Origin of the sequence: Gilliamella bombicola (assembly GCF_900094945.1) — a bacterium.
Taxonomy (GTDB): Bacteria; Pseudomonadota; Gammaproteobacteria; order Enterobacterales; family Orbaceae; genus Gilliamella; species Gilliamella bombicola.
Map to the genome: position 1 here is coordinate 23,802 of NZ_FMAQ01000004.1, position 15,241 is coordinate 39,042.

Here is a 15,241-nt window from a genome sequence, read left to right on the forward strand (position 1 = left end):
GTATATTGTATTTTATTAATTAATTTGAAGGTGTTGTATATTACTTTGTCGACTAGCTACGGCTTTAACTTCTTTATTATTGACCAGTTCACTCAATGTAATGCTCGTTAAAAAGTCCTCAATTCGTTCACTTAAATCATTCCATAGTGTATGAGTTAAACACCTAACACCGCCTTGGCATCCATCTTGCCCATGACATTTCGTTGCATGGACTGTCTCATCGACAGCTTTAACAATTGAACTAATAGCAATTTGATCCATAGAACGACTCAGAATATAACCTCCGCCTGGACCTCTGACACTTAGAACCAAACCATTTTTTCGTAATCGAGCAAACAATTGTTCCAGATAAGAAAGTGAAATTTCTTGACGCTCTGAAATATCAGCAAGTGATACCGGTCCTGAATCAGCGTGCAGAGCAACATCAAGCATTGCCGTCACCGCATATCGTCCTTTAGATGTCAGTTTCATTGATTATTCCCCTATATTTATTAATACTTATTGTATATATCCTTTTAATTTAGTCAAGTATTTAGTTGAGTGTTTTAGTAGGAATTAGGCTGTAGTTCATCATCGACGAATCATAGCTTAATATGCTAATCTAATAAAATGAGTTCTGATAAGGATTAAAGGATGAAATTAGTTTTACATTATTTTTTAATAATAGGCCTACTGTTCACCAGTAACACTTACGCCACTGATTCTCAAAAGGCTTTACGAGAACATTATCAAAAATGGCTTAATTCTTATCAATCACTGACTTTTGAAGAACAGCAAACATTGCTTACTACCATAAAAGATTATCCTTTATACCCTTATGCTGCCATGCAGTTTTTTCAGAATAATATTAGATTAGTTTCACCACAAATGGTAAGTGATTTTGTCAACCAATACAGTGATTTTCCGCTAACGGCTTCACTAACACAATCTTATCTAACGGAATTAAGTAATCGTCAAGATTGGAATGCAATCATTTCGTTTCCCAAAGATAACTCCACACTCTCTAATTGTCGCTATCAATATGCATTACTACAGCAAGGAAATAACGAAGCGGCATTTAGCGCTATTGAATCACTTTGGATGACCAGCAAAGAACTTCCTTCTGCGTGCGATCCATTACTTGATGCATGGGATCAAGCAGGTAAGCTAACAGCCAATTTAGTACTATCACGTATTGAACTAGCTATTGAAGCAAATAATTTAAAATTAGCCAGACATCTAGCTAACTTACTTGATGACAACTACAAAACAATCAAAAGTAATTTACTAGCTGTACTTGATAATCCTAAAAAATTAGAAAGTTTTTCAAAAAATATTAAAGCTAGCCCTTTCACTAAAAAGATTGTCTTAGCATCATTTCCTCGCTTAGTAAAAGCAGATATGAATTTAGCTGCATCACTATTGCCAAAATTGGTTAAACAGCAGGCTTTAAATGAAGTGGAGCAAGTTACATTACAAAAAAGTTTGGCTAACAGTTACTTTAATGATTCTGCAACTGATGAACAAATTAAATGGCGTGATAACTATATTGCCAAATATCATGATACAACATTAGTCGAAAAGCGTATTCGACTTGCTATCGATAACTATAACTTTACTGATATTGCTTATTGGATAGCACAATTATCGCCAGAAGATCAATTAAAAGAAGAGTGGCAATATTGGCAAGCTCGAGTATTACTCAATAAAAATCAAAAAAATGAAGCTAACCAAATTTTACAAACACTAACAACTAAACGTGGATTTTATGGCATGATAAGTGCACAAACACTTAACCAGCCTTATTCGCTCAACAACCAATCTGAAAAGATTACACCATCTGAAATATCAACACTAAAGTCTAAATATGATAATCAACCCTATGTAAAAAGAATTAACGAATTATATTATTTTGGTATGGTGTCAGAATCAAGCAACGAATGGCGATATATGTTAAATAAGCAAACCAACAAAAATGAATATTTAGCATTAGCTCAATATGCCTTACAAAAAGGCTGGGGTGATCTTAGTATTCAAGCAACTATTGTTGGCAAGCTTTGGAATAATTGGAGTGAACGTTTACCAATTATGTACAAAGACTTATATAACAACGCATTAAAAGATAAAGCGATCGCATTATCCTATGCTTTAGCTATTTCTCGTCAAGAAAGTGCACTTGATACTACCGTCAAATCACCTGCAGGTGCTCGAGGATTAATGCAATTAATGCCGGCTACAGCCAAAGAAACAGCCAAAAAAGTTAATTCAGTCACTTATGTTTCATCTGCACAATTGTTTGACCCTCAAACGAATATACAGCTAGGTACTTCCTATCTAAACACTGTGTATCTGCAAAACGATAATAATCGTATATTATCTTCAGCAGCTTATAATGCAGGTCCAAATAACGTTAAACGCTGGTTAAAAGCGAGTGACGGAAAACTTGATGCTATCGCATTTATTGATAGTATACCGTTTACTGAAACGCGTAATTATGTCAAAAATGTATTGGTATATGACTATATTTATCAAATAATTTTAGGGCAAAAAAATGTCAGTATTCTTACTTCAAATGAATTTAATAAACAATATTAATGGTGATTCTAATGAAAACTAACGAATGGAAACAAACAGTTGAAATATTACACCAAGCATTTAACGATGGCTATTCACTTGATATATTGAAACTATTAATGACCGCTGATGAGCGCGATGCTTTAATTACTCGTGTAAAAATTGTACATTCACTACTTGATGGTTCAATCAATCAGCGACAACTTAAAGAGCAATTGAAAATTGGTATTGCAACAGTCACTAGAGGATCTAATAGCCTTAAAGAAGCGACGCCTGAATTCAAAAAATGGTTAGAAAATATTTTATTAAAATCATAAATTTAAATAAACCAGTCAATATCTATCAACAAATTGGTATATTTCGTTATAACGATGAATTTGATTGGATATTGACATCACTTTCAGCCACAACCGGCACACAATAATCACACTCCATATGTGTGATATCCTTAACCGACTCAGCGGTACCATCATGATGGTTATGATGAATTTCAATTACACAACTAGAGCTACGCAAACGTACTTTTAAAGCTGGCATAGCGGCTAAATGCACTTGCGAAATAAAATCACAAAACTCATCAGGAGAGCCAATATATTTAAAACAAAGATACAATCCCCCTTCACTTACAACCTGTTCAATATTTTCAAGATTATTATTATGATCTAAAGCGATAGTATAAAGAAGCTCTTGTTCATTAGCATTATCTTTGCTTTTCAATATACGGCTAAAAGCATAAATTTTGTCGGGTAGATTTTCACACTTATGGTTACAACGAGATATATAATTATAAAAAAATTGCGTTCTTAGTTTATTTTCTTCATCTAATAATTGACTCAAATTACAATTATTCTTAAAGGTAATGCCCCAAAAAGTTTTTTGAGGCATATTCACAAACTTTGGCTCGGGCAATGAAAGCCGGTTTTTATTAAGCTCAATAGCCGGTGTTAACCCTGTAGGATCCCAAAATTCCCCCCGACGGTAACTTGCTGGAGTTTCATTGAATTGTTTTTTAAAAGATCGGGTAAAAGTTTGCTGGGAATCAAAACGATATTGCATCGCAATATCTAAAATTGGTTTACTTGTCATACGCAAAGCAAGTGCGGCATAAGTTAAACGACGATGGCGAATATAAGTACCAAGAACTTGACCGGTTACATCTTTAAACATACGTTGTAAATGCCACTTAGAATAGCCTGATTTTTGTGCAACATGATCAATAGATAATGGCTGTTCCAAATTTTTTTCAATCCAAACGATAAGATCTGAAATAATACTAACTTGATTCATAAAACTCCATCACAATATCAAATGGCAAACGTTTATCGATTATGACTTAATCTTAGTAATAAGCAAGGTTTAAATAAAAATTATTTCCAGCTATTTCTAACAAAAAGAATGCGCTCCTGCTTGATGTTCAGTGATATCTTTTACACCAGCCAGTTCAGGAAACTCTGCCATTAATTGTTTTTCAATACCTTCTTTCAAAGTATAATCGACCATTGAACAACCATTACAACCACCACCAAATTGTAATATAACGTAATTATCTTCGGTCAACTCAACTAAACTCACATGCCCACCGTGGCTAGCTAATTGTGGGTTAACCTGTGCTTGAATTGCATAATTAACACGCTCAATGAGTGGTGCATCATCTGCCACTTTTTTCATTTTTGAATTTGGTGCTTTTAATGTTAATTGCGAACCTAATTCATCCGTCACATAATCGATAACGGTCTCTTCTAAAAATGGCGCACTAATTTCATCGATATAAACTGAAAAATCAGCATATTTTTCTTCTATATCGCCATCTTCTACTGTATCAGCCGGACAATACGAAACACCACATTCTGCGCTTGGCGTACCGGGGTTAATAACAAATACCCGAATTTGAGTTCCATCGGGTTGATTAGCAAGCAATTTTTTAAAGTGCTGTTGAGCTGATTCAGAAATAGTGATAATAGACATAACCCCTCACTTCAATGTAATTAGGCAATAAACAGACCTAACATCATTTATAATAATAGTTGACTAACTTTCTTGGTTATTATAGAGGGTGTTTAGGATTTTACAATACTGTACGGCATAAACAAAGGACATAAACTCGTATTGCACCGCATTTTTTCAGTTGCTGGCTAATGACATTAATTGTATTACCAGTTGTTACAATATCATCAATAAGCATGACCGATTTGTGTGAAAGATCTTGATTGCACATAAAAAGCGTTTCGACATTAGAGATTCGTTCGGTAAGAGTCAGATTTTTTTGGTCTAGCCCACTTTTCTTTCGAGACAACAAATGAGGATCAAAGTCACGATTTAACCATCTAGCAATAGGCTTAGCTAATAACTCAGATTGATTAAAACCACGCGACCAATAACGAATATGATGTAACGGCACACAAGTGACCAAATCAGGTTTAATTAAAGCATCCATTTCTCGCCGTTGATACCAAGCCAAAAACATTAATCTTGCTAATGCCGTATTTAGTTCAATTTTGTTATAAAATTTTAAGTGATGAATCAACTTTTTCAGCGGATTAATATATTCAGAAACGGCAATAAGCTCATCCCAGTACGGTTTTTTTACACGGCAACGATAACATATATCAGTTGATAAAGAATGCGGCAAACAGCACTGATGACAGACCTTATTAAATTTAGGTAGATTTTTAACACATTGACTACAAATACCATGATGAGGCAAAGATAAAGGCATATCACATAAAATGCATCGCATAGTATCACATACTTAATTTGTAAAAAGAATTTTAGGTAATATGACGTTTCAATATAAAAACTGAAGTCATAAAAAAACATTTTTTATAAACCACTGACTTTTGTTTTTCTTATCAAGAAAGACAAATATAATAGAGCAAACTAATCTTGTAACTGCATACAATTAAATACTTCTACGATCTACAACCCAAAAAATTATCAGATTTTTCATAATAATTATTCAAAATAATTAAATATTCGGTATAATCAGCCCCACGCCTAGATTCAAGGAATTAATATATGAAAAAAATCAAACTATTATTTATTACAATATTACTAACTTTGCTTTCTACTGTTGCGTTAGCAGACACTAAGGTGTTATTACAAACTAGCATGGGCGATATTGAAATTGAACTAGATAGCGAACATGCCCCAATTACCACTAAAAATTTTCTTGATTACGTTAATAGTGGATTTTATGAGAATTTAACTTTCCATCGGGTCATTCCTGGATTTATGATTCAAGGTGGTGGCGCTGATGATCAACTACAGTTCAAAGATAATAATCCACCCATCAAAAATGAAGCAGATAACGGCTTAAAAAATGATCGCGGCACCATTGCAATGGCAAGAACCAGTGAAGTAAATAGTGCAACTAGCCAATTCTTTATCAATGTCGTTAACAATGACTTTCTTAATTACCAATCTCCAGAGCAATATGGTTATGCTGTATTTGGTAAAGTAATTAAAGGAATGGAAGTCGTTGACAAAATTGTTAATGCGCCAACTAAACGCGTCGGACCACATAAAAATGTACCCGTTGAGCCAATTTACATTAAAAAAGCGACTGTTATTGAAAGCAATTAACTAATTGATAATATAGAAATAAAAAAACCACTTTTTCAAGTGGTTTTTTTTCGGTCTTATTTAAGTTTGCTAAGTAAATTAGCAATTGTTCTAACCCCAACGCCTGTTGCACCCGTTGCCCATAAAGCGGTCGCACTTTTGCGGAATGTTGCAGAGCAATCAATATGTAACCAGTTTTGTTGATAGTTTTTAATAAAATGTGATAAGAAAGCCGCTGCAGTACTTGCCCCTGCGGTATTAGGTAATCCTGAATTTGCCATATCAGCAAATGACGATGGAAACTGAGTACGATGAAATTCAGCCAATGGTAATCGCCAAAAAGCTTCATATTCCAAATCGCTACTCGCTAGCAATTGGTGAGCAAAGTTATCATCGAATGAGAGCAAGGATTGGTAATCGTTCCCCACTGCAATTTTAGCCGCACCCGTGAGCGTTGCGCAGTCAATAATATAATGGGGTTTGTCATTATCGGCACAAATTAAACCATCAGCTAAAACAAGGCGTCCTTCGGCATCGGTATTATCAACTTCAACCGTTTTGCCATTACGATAACGAATAATATCGCCAAGTTTAAAGGCATTGCCACTGACTAAATTATCGGCACAACATAAATAAAGTTTAATACGATGAGTTATCCCTCGTGCAATAGCCAATGCTAAAGCACCTGTAACTAGTGCAGCCCCACCCATATCAGAACGCATTGACTCCATAAAGCTACTTGGTTTTAAGCTATAACCACCCGAATCAAATGTAATTCCCTTACCGACTAAACAAGCGATAATAGGTGCGTTAGAGTCTTGAGTGGGATTATAATCAAGCTCAAGTAATGCCGCTGGCCTATCTGACCCCTTACCTACCGTATAAATCCCCATATAATCGTGCTCTTTTAAAACGTCACCTGAAATAATTTTATAAGTTACATCAGATGAATAAGTGCTAACTAACTTAGCAGCTTTTGTTGCTAACTCAATAGGACTTAATGTTTCGGCTTGCTCATTAACAATATCACGACACCAATCAATAATTGCCAAACGATGTTTTAGTTCTTGTTTATCTTTGGTATTCAGTTTTGGCCAATTGACCTTCGTGCTTTTTTTGGCATTACGATAACCTAACCAAAAATGCCAACAAGCTTCAAGATCCCAATTTTCACCACTTAATTTAACTGAACTTATCCCTTGGTTATCTAGCTTTCTTCCTGCGCGTTGAATTGCACCTAAGCGATGTTCCGACTTATAGTGAATAGTAATAATATTATCGGAAAAACTCAGAAGAGCATCCTTTCCCCATTGTGTTGGAGCTGATTGATCAGAAAGTAAAATAGATAACGTTGACATAATAAATACCTTAATCATGAGTTAAGCAAAACTGTGGCTTAATTCTAATCAGAAACATGTTAATATAGCAAGCGAAGTTAAGAATAAATAAGGGTGAATGATGACAACCGTTGTACAAATAAAAAATGGGATTAATTTTCGCGATTTAGGTGGAATCAAAACAACCGATGGTCGTCATATTCGCTCTGGCATGCTATACCGTTCTGGTGCATTTTCACTGATTACGCCAGAAGAACAGACTTTTTTATCTAATGAGTTAAACCTGCATTATATTTTAGACTATCGCGATCCTGATGAAATTGCCCGAAATCCAGATAAATTATGGCAAAACACTCATTATATTAATGTACCTGCTAACCCTTTGAGCGATACAGTCACCGCAAGTTTAACAAGCGATCTAGGTAGTGCCCACCAAACACTTAAAAAAAATGCGCCATTTGATTTTATGGTTAAGCTTTATCAACTACTCCCATTTAATAATCCAGCTTACCAACAACTTTCATCAATCCTACTAAACTCACAAGGTAAACCGCTAGTGCAACATTGTGCAGTGGGTAAAGATCGTACAGGTGTTGGCGTAGCATTAACGCTGTTTGCTTTAGGTGTGAGTGAAGAAGCTATCATGCAAGATTATTTATTGACTGAACAACTATTGTCAGATTATCGTGAAAACCTATTACGCCAATACCAACATAAGATTACTCCTGAGGAGTTTGAAAACCGCAAATTAATTTTTGCCGCCAAAAAAGAGTATTTAACGGCCGCATTTGACGCAATTAAAACACGTTACGATACCATTGACAATTGGCTATCACAGGAATATCAATTAAACGCACGCAATAGAAAAATAATCCAAGATATCTATTTAGTTTAATAAATAGCAATGATTTATTTTACCCTAATAGATAATAGCAAAAGGCTATATTAAGATAACAAAATCAATTTAGAAATCGGTTGATTACTGTTCACAGAAAGATGAACGTCGCCTACTTGACGATATTGATAATAAAAGTCTTGCCCAAAAGGGGCTATAATCATCTGCTGGTTTAAGTCAACTTTAACCGATTTAACTTGCCACACCCCTTTGGCATACAGTTTTAATGCCGACTCTTTCAACGTCCATAATTGCCAAAAAGCCGCTAATGTATCGTCTTGCTTAAGCATCCATTGATATTCATCATCCGCAAAAAAGTTTTTAGCCACCTTTAAATAATTTTTGCGCGGGCGTGCCACTTCAATATCAAGTCCAATCATCCCCGTTAATGAAATCGCCACCGCCACCGCATCTTGGCTATGGCTAATATTAAAATCGGGTAAATGACGTTCTAAAAAACGAGGGCGACTATTATCGCCAATGACCATGGCTGGTAAAGTTGGAATATGACAGTACTGCTTAAGCAAATTGGCCAATATTGAGCGACACACTAAAAACTGTTTTTTGCGTTCATCATTGAATTTATCAGCTTCAGCAACAATTTGTGGAGGCAATAATGAAAAGTCAATTTCGGTATGATTCAAATTAGCAAGTTGAATTATTAGTGTCATCGGTCAGCAAGCGTTCACAAAAATTATTTTTTACTATTTTAACAGCATGCTATTCTAACTGTTATAAAAATATAAAAATTTATAAAATTGCAAAAGGAATCATCATGTCATTACCAACAAAATTAGTCCACGCAGGACGTAAAAAGCGTTATACACAAGGTGCAGTTAATTCGGTTATTCAACGTGCATCATCACTGGTTTTTGATTCTATTGAAACCAAAAAAGAAGCCACAAAAAACCGTGCTAATGGCGCATTATTCTACGGTCGCCGCGGCACATTGACCCATTTTGCACTACAAGATGCGATGGTTGAAATTGAAGGTGGTGCCGGTTGTTACCTTTATCCATGTGGTGCAGCAGCTATTACTAATGCTATTTTGGCTTTTGTGAAAACGGGTGATCATATTTTAGTATCAGAAGCCGTTTACGAACCCACTCAAGATTTTTGCCAGCACATTTTAAAAGATTTTGGTGTTCAAACTGATTACTTCTCACCATTAATTGGTCGCTCTATCGCAAATCACATTAAGCCAAATACTAAAGTCGTGTTTCTTGAATCGCCAAGTTCAATAACCATGGAAGTTCAAGACATACCCACCATTGTTAAAGCCATTCGAAGTGTTAATCCTGAAATCATCATTATGATAGATAACACATGGGGCGCGGGTATTTTATTTAAAGCGTTAGAGCATGATATTGATATCTCAATACAAGCCGGTACCAAATATCTTATCGGCCATTCTGATGCCATGATAGGCACCGCGGTTGCTAATGAGCGCTGTTGGGAAACATTGCGCGAACGTTCTTACTTAATGGGACAAATGTGTGATGCGGACACCGCCTATATGGCTGCGCGTGGTTTACGCACATTAGCAATAAGATTAAAACAACATCACGAAAGCGGTTTAAAAGTAGCAAAATGGCTAGCCAGTCACCCAAAAGTAGCAACCGTCAATCACCCAGCATTAGAAAGTTGCAAAGGACACGAATTTTTTAAACGTGACTTTTCAGGCGCAAGTGGCTTATTTTCATTTATACTCAAAGATCGATTAACCGACGTGCAATTGTCTGATTTTCTTGATAACTTAACTTATTTCTCAATGGCTTATTCATGGGGTGGATTTGAGTCATTAATTTTAGCCAATCAACCTGAAGAACTAGCAAATATTAGACCTGTATCTGGCATAGACTTTGAAGGAACGCTTATTCGACTACATATAGGTCTTGAAGATCCTGATGATTTAATTGCTGATCTTGCTGCTGGTTTAGATAGAATCAAACAACATAAAAATAAAGCCAATGCATTACAAAGCTTGGTGTAATTAAATAGAAGATGAATAACCCACACCAAACAATGTTTGATGAAAGCATCAAACAAACAATTATGCATAAAATAACACACCACAAAGCACTACTGGTTGCTTATAGTGGTGGTGTTGATTCAACCGTATTAATGGATGCACTAGTTGCACTCAAACAGCAATTATTACCTGATTTAAAGCTAAAAGCGATCTATATTCATCATGGTTTAAGCAACAATGCTGATAACTGGGCAATGCATTGTCAAAAACAATGCCAAGCATGGCAAGTGCCGCTCATCATTGAAAAAGTCAAACTCGATCCTAGCGCAGGAAACATCGAAGAACAAGCCAGAAATGCACGTTACCAAGCTATCTATCGTCACTTAACAGATAATGAAACGTTATGCACTGCACAACACCTTGATGATCAATGCGAAACATTCCTTTTAGCATTAAAACGCGGGAGTGGTCCAGCGGGGTTAGCTGCCATGCCACAGGAAAATCAGCAACATCTTCGCCCTTTATTAACCATTTCACGCGCACAAATTGAAGCTTATGCTAATCAGCATCAACTCAACTGGATAGAAGATGAAAGTAACCAAGATGATCGTTATGACCGCAATTTTTTACGCTTAAAGGTCTTACCAACATTGAATCAACGTTGGCCACATTTTTCGCAAATGGTGGCACGCAGTGCTGAATTATGTCAGCAGCAAGAAGCGTTAATTAATGAATTATTATTGGCTGATTTTCAACAGATGGTTAGCCAACAAGGACAGCTAAACCTAGCGCCTTTAATGGCGTGTTCAGAATATAAACGCAATGCTATAATGCGCATGTGGCTACGATCCCAACAAATCACTATGCCAAGCCAAAAACAATTAGCACTCATTTGGCAAACGGTTGTGCTAGCAAAAGAAGATGCCAATCCTAAATTCATACTACATGACAGGCAAATTCGTCGCTATCAAAATCAACTCTATTTATTACCGTTATATCAAGATATTGAACAACAAATTTTTAATTGGGATTTGGCTTTGCCTTTAATTCTTCCTGATAGTATTGGTCAATTACAGGCTAATTATCAAACTGATTTATCTTGCCGTTTACCCCATGCAGATGAACAAGTCACTGTACGATTTCATGCTCAAGGACAATTTCAAATTATCAATCGCCATGGTTCACGATCAATAAAAAAGCTATGGCAAGAACATAACATGCCACCGTGGATGCGTACCCGAATCCCGTTGATTTACTATAATGAACAACTGATTTGCGCGGTTGGCATGTTTGTTACCGAACAGGGGAAAGGCACACAAATCAGTTTTAGCCTAATTTAATTATCTATACAGTCAAACGCACAAATAACTAAGGCGGTAATTAGCCGCCTTAGTGTAAAAATTAAAATCCTAACGATTACCCTACAAGATTAAGCTCTTGCTTTCCAACGTTTAAGTAACAACGCATTAGTAACCACACTCACGCTACTTAATGCCATAGCGGCACCAGCTATCATTGGATTTAAAAACCCGAATGCCGCTAGTGGAATACCAATCAAATTATAGAAAAATGCCCAAAATAGATTTTGTTTGATTTTATTATAGGTTCGGCGCGAAATATCGATTGCATCAGCAATTAAAAACAGATTACCACGCATAAGGGTAATACTTGCTGCATGCATAGCCACATCGGTACCCGTGCCCATCGCAATCCCAATATCCGCAGCCGCCAATGCTGGCGCATCATTAATCCCATCCCCCACCATTGCCACTCGATGATGGGTATCAACATGACTTTCTTTTTGTAATTGATAAACATAATTGGCTTTATCTTGCGGTAACACTTCAGCAATGACTTTATCCAAGCCTAACTGCTGCCCAACGTAATTCGCCGCTTTCTGGTTATCCCCAGTTAACATAACGTTTTTTACATTTAACTGATGCAACGCTTCAATGGCGGTTTTCGCTTCTGGCTTGATTACATCAGCAAAACCAAATAGCGCTAATATCACCACATTACCTTCTAATTGCTGCTTAGCTAAAAATGAAATGGTGTAACCTTTACTGGCTAACTCATTAATCTTATCGTCCATGCCAACAAAATAGGCGTTTAATGATTTCATCCATCGCAAGCTACCTAAATAATACTGCGTATTATCAACAGTTGCCATCACCCCCGATCCCGCTACCGAGGTAATATTTTGAGCATAACCATACTCTTTAGCCTTACTTAAAATGGCTTTAGCAAGTGGATGCTCACTACCGGCTTGTAATGATGCGGCTAGCGATAAAATTTGATCGGGCGTCTCACTGCCTATAATATCCATTTCAACCAATTCGGGCTTACCGATGGTGAGAGTGCCGGTTTTATCAAATGCGACCGTATTAACATTGTGTAACGTTTCTAACGCTTCGGCATCTTTAATTAAAATACCATGGCGAGCAGCCACCCCAGTCCCCACCATAATCGCGGTTGGTGTTGCCAAGCCTAACGCACATGGGCAAGCAATCACTAACACCGCAACGGCATAAAGTAATGCTTGCTGCCAATCATGCAATATCATTCCCCAAGCCAATAGCGTAACTAGTGCAATCACTAAAATCACCGGCACAAAAATCGCACTAATGCGATCAACAATTCGTTGAATCGGTGCTTTCTTGGCCTGAGCCGATTCAACCATTGCAATGATTTTGGATAAAGTAGAATCGGCCTGAATAGCTGTAGTTTTAACAAGCAGTAGGCCTTCACCATTAATCGTGCCACCTGTCACCACATCGTTAACGGATTTATTTACAGGAAAGCTCTCACCGGTTAACATTGACTCATCGCTACTTGATGCGCCTTCAATCACAATACCATCAACCGCAATGCGCTCGCCGGGCTTAACAATAACAATATCCCCCACATTCACTTGGCTAATGGGTAAACTCACTTCTTGATCACCTTGCTTGACTAACGCAACATCAGGCCGTAGCGAAGAAAGCGCTGCAATTGCTTGGGTGGTTTGATGTTTAGCGCTTGATTCTAGCCATTTACCGATCAAGATTAAGGTAATAATAATAACTGACGATTCAAAATAAAGATGTTCACTATTGCCAGTCATCAGCTGATAAACCGATAATCCATACGCAGCACTTGTGCCGATAGCAACCAATAAATCCATATTGCCAGACCATGCTTTAACCGCACTAAAGCCACTTCGATAAAATTTAGCCCCCAAGCCAAATTGTACAACCGATGCAATCCCCCATTGCAACCAAGCCGGCATCATCCAATTTATCCCAAACGGCGCTAATAGCATAGGCAGCACAAAAGGAATAGCCAGTATTACAGCTGTGACAATAGTCCAGTGAAGTGATGGTTTTTTCGATTTTTGTTGATCACCTGCTGACTCAGTGATTTTAACCGCATGATAACCCGCTTTATCAACCGCAGACATCAATGTTTCGAGCTTTACATGTTCATCAGCGTCAACCGTTGCTTTTTCAGTCGCAAGATTAACGCTAACATCAATCACACCATCGACTTTTTTGAGTGCTTTTTCAACGCGCCCAACACAAGATGCGCAGCTCATATCTTCAACAATAAAATGATATTGGACCGTTTTCATGATATATACCCTATATGGTTTATCGAGTTTAAAGTTAGTATATACTGAATATTAAAGGTTATGCACAAAAATAAAGCGGTGATCACAGGGCTTAAATAACCCTGTGAAAAAAGAAAGGAAATTAGTTACGTAATTTTTCTGGCCAATCGTTTTGGGTAGAAACTAATAAATCTTTTACAATTCTAGGATTACCAGCCACAACATTGCCTGAAACCATATAATTATTACCACCAGCAAAATCGGTAATAACGCCACCTGCCTCACGCAAAATCAGCTCACCAGCAGCGATATCCCATGGTTTTAAGCCAATTTCAAAAAAGCCATCTAAACGACCTGCGGCAACATAAGCCAAATCTAAAGCGGCCGAACCTGCGCGACGAAAATCGCCACACTTAACAAACAACTTTTGCAAAACGGAAAAATAGCTGTCGCTGTATTGTTTAGCTTTAAACGGGAAAGCTGTTGCCAGTACGCTGCCGTCTAAATCTTTGGCATTACTCACACGAATGCGGTAACCATTAAGTTGAGCACCTTTACCACGAGCAGCCGTAAACAGCTCATTACTCATTGGATTATAAACCACAGCAATTTCGGTTTTACCTTTAACTCGCGCCGCGATTGACACAGCAAAATGAGGGATATTTTTGATAAAATTGGTCGTACCATCAATTGGGTCGATTATCCATTGTGTATCCGCATCATTACCTTTAACAAGGCCACTTTCTTCGGCAATAATAGTGTGGTCAGGATGAGCTTTTTTGATTGTTTCCACAATTAAAGCCTCGGCCGCACGGTCCACATTAGTGGCAAAATCATTAGCGCCTTTGGCTTCGATCTCGATTGAACTAGGGTTTTCATAAGCCTTAATGGCCACATTGCCTGCTTTGCGAGCAGCGCGAATAGCAATATTAAGCATCGGATGCATAATTTTCTTCCAATTGATGATGTTAAAGAACGGATTGATTTAGTAAGACTGATTCAGAGATACTAAAAATTACCGCATAGTATAAAGGTTTTGCTACTTTATTGCCAGAGCATAAGGGAATTGATAGGTAAAATAGTTTTGGCGGGGCATTTTTTACAAAAATCACCTTATAAAACACAATAACCCATCCCAAAAACGATGGTTATGTTATTTGTCCTATTCCGGCGTCAGAATGTGCCGACAACAGAGTGAGGTTAGCACGCCAAACAGGGATGTTTGGCGAGTTTGTGGTGCGCCGGGAGCGCGTCCACAAACGGTGCGTTAAGACCGAGCGGCGGCGTCGGACAAATTTGTCTGGAACAAATTTGAACATCTGAGCACAGCGAAG

Annotated in this window: 14 protein-coding genes; 6 read left to right on the forward strand and 8 right to left on the reverse strand. The window is 37.2% G+C overall.

Annotated features, from left to right (window positions below; translation table 11 throughout):
* Window positions 1-15: 15 nt before the first annotated feature.
* Window positions 16-471: a Fe-S cluster assembly transcriptional regulator IscR gene (gene iscR, locus GA0061081_RS05300; RefSeq protein WP_091347802.1), complete on the reverse strand. Its 456-nt coding sequence runs from the start codon at window positions 469-471 to the stop codon at window positions 16-18.
* Window positions 472-633: 162 nt separating this feature from the next.
* On the opposite strand from iscR, the gene sltY reads away from it, so the two are divergent.
* Together sltY and trpR are read left to right on the forward strand one after the other, a co-directional pair.
* The gene (gene sltY / locus GA0061081_RS05305) at window positions 634-2,574 is read left to right on the forward strand and encodes a murein transglycosylase (protein WP_091347806.1); all 1,941 of its coding nucleotides are present in this window, start codon (window positions 634-636) and stop codon (window positions 2,572-2,574) included.
* 11 nt (window positions 2,575-2,585) lie between these two features.
* The gene (trpR, locus tag GA0061081_RS05310) at window positions 2,586-2,870 is read left to right on the forward strand and encodes a trp operon repressor (RefSeq protein WP_202112706.1); all 285 of its coding nucleotides are present in this window, start codon (window positions 2,586-2,588) and stop codon (window positions 2,868-2,870) included.
* 46 nt (window positions 2,871-2,916) lie between these two features.
* Here the strand turns inward: trpR and robA are convergent, their stop codons facing one another.
* From robA to GA0061081_RS05325, 3 genes are all read right to left on the reverse strand, one after another.
* The gene (gene robA, locus GA0061081_RS05315) at window positions 2,917-3,840 is read right to left on the reverse strand and encodes an MDR efflux pump AcrAB transcriptional activator RobA (RefSeq protein ID WP_091347812.1); all 924 of its coding nucleotides are present in this window, start codon (window positions 3,838-3,840) and stop codon (window positions 2,917-2,919) included.
* A 96-nt stretch (window positions 3,841-3,936) separates the two neighbouring features.
* On the reverse strand, window positions 3,937-4,518 hold the full coding sequence (nfuA, locus tag GA0061081_RS05320) for a Fe-S biogenesis protein NfuA (RefSeq protein WP_180214359.1): 582 nt from the start codon (window positions 4,516-4,518) through the stop codon (window positions 3,937-3,939).
* A gap of 100 nt (window positions 4,519-4,618) precedes the next feature.
* A complete protein-coding gene (locus tag GA0061081_RS05325) occupies window positions 4,619-5,290 on the reverse strand; it encodes a phosphoribosyltransferase family protein (protein ID WP_091347815.1) in 672 nt (223 codons plus the stop codon).
* Window positions 5,291-5,568: 278 nt separating this feature from the next.
* On the opposite strand from GA0061081_RS05325, the gene GA0061081_RS05330 reads away from it, so the two are divergent.
* On the forward strand, window positions 5,569-6,135 hold the full coding sequence (locus tag GA0061081_RS05330) for a peptidylprolyl isomerase (RefSeq protein ID WP_091347819.1): 567 nt from the start codon (window positions 5,569-5,571) through the stop codon (window positions 6,133-6,135).
* Between the two features lie 56 nt (window positions 6,136-6,191).
* On the opposite strand, the gene pepB is transcribed toward GA0061081_RS05330, so the two are convergent.
* On the reverse strand, window positions 6,192-7,472 hold the full coding sequence (gene pepB, locus GA0061081_RS05335) for an aminopeptidase PepB (protein WP_091347823.1): 1,281 nt from the start codon (window positions 7,470-7,472) through the stop codon (window positions 6,192-6,194).
* Between the two features lie 100 nt (window positions 7,473-7,572).
* Here pepB and GA0061081_RS05340 point away from each other — a divergent pair, with 100 nt between their 5' ends.
* Window positions 7,573-8,346 carry a tyrosine-protein phosphatase gene (locus GA0061081_RS05340; protein ID WP_167349308.1) on the forward strand — a complete coding sequence of 258 codons (774 nt, stop codon included), beginning with the start codon at window positions 7,573-7,575 and terminating at the stop codon, window positions 8,344-8,346.
* Between the two features lie 50 nt (window positions 8,347-8,396).
* On the opposite strand, the gene GA0061081_RS05345 is transcribed toward GA0061081_RS05340, so the two are convergent.
* A complete protein-coding gene (locus GA0061081_RS05345; RefSeq protein ID WP_091347829.1) occupies window positions 8,397-9,017 on the reverse strand; it encodes a 4'-phosphopantetheinyl transferase family protein in 621 nt (206 codons plus the stop codon).
* Between the two features lie 104 nt (window positions 9,018-9,121).
* Here GA0061081_RS05345 and metC point away from each other — a divergent pair, with 104 nt between their 5' ends.
* Both metC and tilS read left to right on the forward strand, forming a co-directional pair.
* Window positions 9,122-10,339 (forward strand): cystathionine beta-lyase, encoded by a 1,218-nt coding sequence (gene metC / locus GA0061081_RS05350; RefSeq protein ID WP_091348176.1) that lies wholly within the window; start codon window positions 9,122-9,124, stop codon window positions 10,337-10,339.
* 32 nt (window positions 10,340-10,371) lie between these two features.
* Window positions 10,372-11,658 carry a tRNA lysidine(34) synthetase TilS gene (gene tilS / locus GA0061081_RS05355; RefSeq protein ID WP_091348180.1) on the forward strand — a complete coding sequence of 429 codons (1,287 nt, stop codon included), beginning with the start codon at window positions 10,372-10,374 and terminating at the stop codon, window positions 11,656-11,658.
* A gap of 89 nt (window positions 11,659-11,747) precedes the next feature.
* Here the strand turns inward: tilS and GA0061081_RS05360 are convergent, their stop codons facing one another.
* Together GA0061081_RS05360 and suhB are read right to left on the reverse strand one after the other, a co-directional pair.
* Entirely contained in the window at window positions 11,748-13,928 is a 2,181-nt protein-coding gene (locus tag GA0061081_RS05360) for a heavy metal translocating P-type ATPase (RefSeq protein ID WP_091347831.1), read from the reverse strand.
* A gap of 121 nt (window positions 13,929-14,049) precedes the next feature.
* On the reverse strand, window positions 14,050-14,853 hold the full coding sequence (gene suhB / locus GA0061081_RS05365) for an inositol-1-monophosphatase (RefSeq protein ID WP_091347835.1): 804 nt from the start codon (window positions 14,851-14,853) through the stop codon (window positions 14,050-14,052).
* Window positions 14,854-15,241: the final 388 nt, after the last annotated feature.

What these genes read in the sequence shown, in the direction of transcription:
- iscR (WP_091347802.1), bottom strand. Translation starts at nt 471, where the DNA reads ATGAAACTGACATCTAAAGGACGATATGCGGTGACGGCAATGCTTGAT.
- sltY (WP_091347806.1), top strand. Translation starts at nt 634, where the DNA reads ATGAAATTAGTTTTACATTATTTTTTAATAATAGGCCTACTGTTCACC.
- trpR (WP_202112706.1), top strand. Translation starts at nt 2,586, where the DNA reads ATGAAAACTAACGAATGGAAACAAACAGTTGAAATATTACACCAAGCA.
- robA (WP_091347812.1), bottom strand. Translation starts at nt 3,840, where the DNA reads ATGAATCAAGTTAGTATTATTTCAGATCTTATCGTTTGGATTGAAAAA.
- nfuA (WP_180214359.1), bottom strand. Translation starts at nt 4,518, where the DNA reads ATGTCTATTATCACTATTTCTGAATCAGCTCAACAGCACTTTAAAAAA.
- GA0061081_RS05325 (WP_091347815.1), bottom strand. Translation starts at nt 5,290, where the DNA reads ATGCGATGCATTTTATGTGATATGCCTTTATCTTTGCCTCATCATGGT.
- GA0061081_RS05330 (WP_091347819.1), top strand. Translation starts at nt 5,569, where the DNA reads ATGAAAAAAATCAAACTATTATTTATTACAATATTACTAACTTTGCTT.
- pepB (WP_091347823.1), bottom strand. Translation starts at nt 7,472, where the DNA reads ATGTCAACGTTATCTATTTTACTTTCTGATCAATCAGCTCCAACACAA.
- GA0061081_RS05340 (WP_167349308.1), top strand. Translation starts at nt 7,573, where the DNA reads ATGACAACCGTTGTACAAATAAAAAATGGGATTAATTTTCGCGATTTA.
- GA0061081_RS05345 (WP_091347829.1), bottom strand. Translation starts at nt 9,017, where the DNA reads ATGACACTAATAATTCAACTTGCTAATTTGAATCATACCGAAATTGAC.
- metC (WP_091348176.1), top strand. Translation starts at nt 9,122, where the DNA reads ATGTCATTACCAACAAAATTAGTCCACGCAGGACGTAAAAAGCGTTAT.
- tilS (WP_091348180.1), top strand. Translation starts at nt 10,372, where the DNA reads ATGTTTGATGAAAGCATCAAACAAACAATTATGCATAAAATAACACAC.
- GA0061081_RS05360 (WP_091347831.1), bottom strand. Translation starts at nt 13,928, where the DNA reads ATGAAAACGGTCCAATATCATTTTATTGTTGAAGATATGAGCTGCGCA.
- suhB (WP_091347835.1), bottom strand. Translation starts at nt 14,853, where the DNA reads ATGCATCCGATGCTTAATATTGCTATTCGCGCTGCTCGCAAAGCAGGC.